General features: G+C 33.8%; 3 protein-coding genes. All 3 read right to left on the minus strand.

The features are described 5' to 3' along the window. Positions 1-1,855: DUF6443 domain-containing protein (locus ACJ5H0_RS23010; RefSeq protein ID WP_411252181.1), on the minus strand; the 1,855-nt coding region annotated here is incomplete at its 3' end. A 6-nt stretch (positions 1,856-1,861) separates the two neighbouring features. After that, on the minus strand, positions 1,862-5,191 hold the full coding sequence (locus ACJ5H0_RS23015) for an RHS repeat domain-containing protein (RefSeq protein WP_411252182.1): 3,330 nt from the start codon (positions 5,189-5,191) through the stop codon (positions 1,862-1,864). After that, the coding region (locus tag ACJ5H0_RS23020; RefSeq protein ID WP_411252183.1) for a T9SS type A sorting domain-containing protein at positions 5,188-5,600 on the minus strand (413 nt) is incomplete at its 5' end. The genes ACJ5H0_RS23020 and ACJ5H0_RS23015, both read right to left, overlap by 4 nt.

The following is a 5,600-nucleotide window of genomic DNA, read 5'->3' on the forward strand; positions in this document are numbered from 1 at the left end:
TGTTTAAAGTATCATAGGAATAAGAATATCGTCTTAATACGCTATCTACAGAAGTTTTCCAGTCTACTTCTGCAATATTTCCATTGTATCTTGAAATAGCAAATAACGTATTAACTGGATTATTATACCTAACCTCGTACCCAAAAAATTTTCCATTGAGATTTGAAGGATCGTTAATTTTAGTCATCCAACCTCGGATATTGTATTTATAATCCACCTGCTGCAATGGAGTTGTAGTATTTACTCCTCCAACCTTTTTCCATTCTAACTGGGAAATCTCATTGTATTTGTTCTGGGTCAAATACTCAATGGTTCCGGTACCTACTTGATGGGTGTGGGTTAAAAGTCTGTTTTGATTATCATAAGTAAATACTTCTCTTATCGATCTTTCCGTATCTGTGGCTAACCTTTTATGCCTTACTAAAGTTTGCTTAGCTATTCCCGAAAAGTTAAGATCCGAACTGGTCCTGGTAAATCCACCTAAATAATTAATTGAATGAGTACTGATTACTCTCCCTTTATTGTCATAATAGGTATAGTTCTTTGTCCAGTTGTCGTCTTCTATATTCTTCACCAAACTCATTACAGGAAAACCTTTTGTACTTATGTTACTTCCCGTAGCATTATCCGTTAGAACTGGTTGGGCAAAAACATTAGCCGGAAAAGCAGGATTAAAACTGTATAATGGATAAGTATCATAGTAATTTACACTTAAAACCTTATCTAAAGTAGTAGGATATACGGTATTACCATAATAAATTGTCATTCCACTATTGGTAAAGCCTGTTGTATTACGTTCTTCATTAGAAGGTTGCCCTTGATCAATATAATAATCTGTACTATATTGAACCTGTCCTCTACTAAATTGAGCGCCTATAGCAGCAATACCTGTATATAAAACCCTTGAGAATTTATCATATTTAGTAAAGAGCCAGTTTCCTGAAGGCTTCATATTAGCATCTTGAGTCATGACTAACCGGTCTGCTTTATCATAGACCATAAATTCCCAACCTTTGCCCGGCAGTTTTTTCTCAACCAGCCTACTTTTTCCATCATATCGATATTGGTAACAGAAATTATTTAATGCTGTATCATCTGGTGTAGCTGGGGAGCCTGGAGGAATAACAAATGCTAATTGATCGTATTCATTATATACATAATAAGTATCTGCATTTTCAGTAGAGCTAATGACTTTTCGAACCAACACAACTTGTCCCCTTCCATTTTTGAATTCTATGGTCTTATTTCCATCCTCATCGGTAACAGTATTTTTATAAAGTGTATTCGGTAAAAAATACTCAAGCAACTCAAGAGTTGTTACAGTCATTTTTCCTGCAGGATCCCATATCGTTGTGGGTTTATATTTTCTAACATAATCCTCATGGATATTGGCATCATATTGAAACCTTACAGGTTTATCATTCCACGCTGTTCCTACTTGTTTTTGTTCAAGAAGTCTGTCCAAAGGAGAGTTTTCCAATGTCTTTTCAGCATAGATCTTCTCTTGTCCGTAAGGAGTATTTATTACATTGGCTAAAGGATTTGAAACAATACCTCCGTTTAAGGTCTGTCCCTGTGGGATAGGTAAATAATCCTTTATCTGTCTCCCAAATCCATCGTATTCAATAGGAGTAACTACATCTTTTCCTGTTGGAGATGCTTTTATATTTATAATCTGCTTGGGTCTTCCAAGCCCATCAAAATACTGAACGGTTTCTGAGGTTTTGGTGGCTACATTGCTGGTATTATAATCAAGAATGGTCTTTGAATATACATAGTTTTCCGTTGGAGAAAGTTGGGCATGAACCATACCCGTTATTAGCAAAGCTCCTATTGGAATTATTATTTTTTTCATCGTGTGTTAGTTTTTGTAATTGTACTTGAATTCCTTAACCAGGTTTCCAGTCTTAGAATCCTGTCTTATTTCCTTTAATCTGTTAGCTGTATCATAAATATACACCTCTCTAATCCCTGATGGAGGAGTAATGCTGGTTACTCCGATTAAAGGATCGTAAGTATACGTGGAAACCTGATATGTAGACAAACCAGAGTTCTTTCTGAAATTATCCAAGGCCGTGATTAATGCAGGTTCATTAGCTGGATTAGCCGCATCCTGATCTGAAGCATCTACTATCGCCGTAACCAAACCTAAACTTACCAATTGAGCATAAGTGGCCCCTTGTACTTTAGCAATAGGCTGGGTATTATTATATCCCCAGATGATAGCTGTCGGAATTCCGTCTTTGGTGGTGTATTGCAGGATATTTCCTTTAGAATCATATTTATTATAACTAACTTCTGTGGATGGAGTATTACTTTGGATGTCATATGATAATACCGAGGTTGGAAAAAGATGAGATGGATCAACATATTTTGTTTCTGATCTTGAAATTGTTTTCCCAGCGTCAGAATCGTTTTGCTTTTGAATCACGTTAGTTTCTAATGGAATTCCAATCATATTGGCTGCAATCAACTTTTGATTGTTTTTTTCGTGAGCATACTGATAATTTGTTTCATTAACTGTTCCATCAGGAGAAGTTGTAGTTTGCTTGGTCACTTGATAATGCAATGGATTATTATAGAAATAATTGGTCGTTGTGGTTAATTTTTTATATGAAGAATCATTGTCAACATTTACAGGAACATCTTCAAAGTACTGAGTCTCTATTTTGTTATTGAGAGGAGTAGAATAAGATTTTCTTTGAAGGAAGAACAAAGCTAAATTGGTAACAATATTATTAGGATCTAATCCTGATGAATAAGAATAGCGCTCATACACTGCTTTTCCCATGAGATTATAGATACTTTTAGATTCTATAAAATCATAATTAAACACAGTTTTTTGTTTCATGTATGCTTTTCCATTAATTACACTTGAAAAAATTCTATTTTCAATTAGTCTTCCATTATAATCTTCATATAAAACACTACGATTAAACTCTTGTCCCGCAGAGCCCGCTATTAAATTAAGATCAGAAGAATCTCCATAATAATCAGTTCCTAATGGTTGAGGAGGTGAATAGAAACCAGTTGTTTCATCTAATACTCCATTTATAAATCTCTTTTCTTCCCCTCCTTTTTCAAAATTGTCTCCTCCATAACTAACAGTAACTACTGGAAAAGAAGGATTCATATCGAAATAGCTACTGGAACTTTGTGACGAGAGAATGGTTTGTTGAATGGCTTTTGGTGTAAATTGATAATTTCCATTCACATCTTTACATCCTGCCATATCATATTGATAACTTGTAAACCCACCTACAGGATAAAGGTTATCAGGAAGCAGATCAGGTCTATTTATATAATCAAATGAAGTATAATATAATCTTTTAATATTTGTAGTGTTAACGCCGTCAAAATCATATATTTTCTTTAATCTAAGTCCTACATTATTCACCTCACCATATTTATTCTTATAAACCATGTCGTAATTTGCAATATCATGATAGTTTGTCCTCAACAGTTTCATGATAAACTTATACTGCTTGTTTTTTTCAGTGGTAAAATCAAAAGTTACTGTCTTTTCAGATGGTCCGTCTTGTCCAAAAATAGGTTTTTGCAAAATTAGATTTTGATCATTTAATACTGCATTTGTTGTAGCATCTAGTATTTTAAAATTGGCAGTAAAATTGCCTGGAGGACCACTTACTATATGTTGAGAGATGTATAACTTGATACTAATCTTATCATCCATTACTTCACTCCCATTGATTAATGTGGTCGCCTCATTGACACCTGTGTCAGCATCAAGTTCTTCATATGCACCACCATTTAACACAACTTTTTGGCCTAATCCCTCATATTCAAATGAAGTTTTACCCTTAGTTGGATAGGTTATTGAGCTTAGAGCTCCTATTATGGCATCACTAAAACTAGATCTTCTATCTGCTAATCCTACCAAATCAGGAAAATTAATTTGGGTTCCATCTCCAATTAACAAATTCAAATTAGGGAGTAGAGTCGAAGAAGTTCTCCCATTATAATAACCAAACAAATCGGTACTTCGACTCATTCTTTTAGGCATTGAAGATAAAGATCCATTATATTCGAAAGCATATTCATTGTCAAATGTTTTGACGTCATTTGAGAAATCATATATTTTAACATTTGACAAAAAGGATCTTTTATTAAGAGGTGTAGGATTCAAATAGATGAAATCAAATTCCTGATGTTTTTTATTTTTATTAAAAACTTCTATGGAAGATAATTGATCAACATCCGTAGAATCATAATTGAATTTAATTGTTTTCTCTTCACCTGTTATTACAGTTAAAATTTTAGAGTTGTTTACGGTTAAAACATATCCAGACTGAGTATTAGTCAAACCTAAAGTTCTTACCGGATTTGCACAATCTTGATAAACTTGGTTTTGGATAACTTTTCTTTCAGTTTCAGACATAGGAATAATTTTTGCTCCAATGTCTTTATATTCAAAAGTTATTTGGCGTCCCTGAACATTTTGAATTTTTGTTAAATAAAAACTTGTAAATCCTCCAAATAAACTAGCTCTAATAAATGTCTTCTCAATAGCGGCATTGCCACCAAAATAATATTTTATCCCTTCATTGGTTGTTAAAATAAATTCATGGGTAGTTTTAAAATCTCCTACAGTTTCTATTTTAAACTGATGGGTGTCAGTTAATAATACAGGATTGAGATTTTTATCTAAATAAAAACTTCCACTAAGCCCATTTACAGAAATATTAAATACATCCACCTCATTATCAAGAGTTGGATCTTTAACATATGTATTTAGAAGAGTTGCATTTGCGGAACCGTCTGGCGATTGAGTTAGGTCATGAACTCCAAATAAATTATCAAAAATTAATCTTTTAGAAGAAAGTTGCATCTCATCAGGCAAATCATAGATTGTCCTTGTGATTACTCCACCCATATCAAGTAACCAGCTGATTCCAACATTATTCGGAACATCATTCACCCGAACACCTAATTTTGAATATTTTAATTCAATATTGTTAAAGAGGTCTTTTTCTTTAATTCCTGTAATAGGAATACTTATTTGAGCCATTCCCTTATATTCATTTAAGGGCTGATTGCCATATTTCGTTATTTCAGCTGACTGTGGAGATGGAGGAACGATATTGGTTACTTCATTTCTAAAGTTACCTTGTGATTTAGCAGTATGATAAAAAAACAGGCTACATATAATTAGAGATATCTTTCTCATCATTTTATTTTTTTTATAAGTTTAGCATTAGCCGTTTTATTCGTATCCGTTTTGATCACCACCAGGTAAGCACCCTGTATCAATGGCTGTGTATTAATCTTCGTAACCTTATTCTTTGTTTTTAGATTCTGAAGCTGTCTTCCGCCCATATCATACAAAGTAATATCCGCTTCCCTGAAATCAAAGCCTATTTCCACATAAGCATAATCTGATACCGGATTCGGATAGATTTTGATATCCTGTTTTTCGATTAACTGATCCAGTTGCTTGTCTCCCAGCTTCACAATCTTCCAGTTCTCCTTCCCTAATTCCTCTGCACTGGTTCCTGCTAAAATGATGGAACCATCTCTGTTCAGTTTAATATCCGATAATCTCTCCTCCCTCTTTCTGGATTCTCCCTTCACATGCTTTC

This window comes from Chryseobacterium proteolyticum, from assembly GCF_046591535.1.
Taxonomy (GTDB): Bacteria; Bacteroidota; Bacteroidia; order Flavobacteriales; family Weeksellaceae; genus Chryseobacterium; species Chryseobacterium proteolyticum.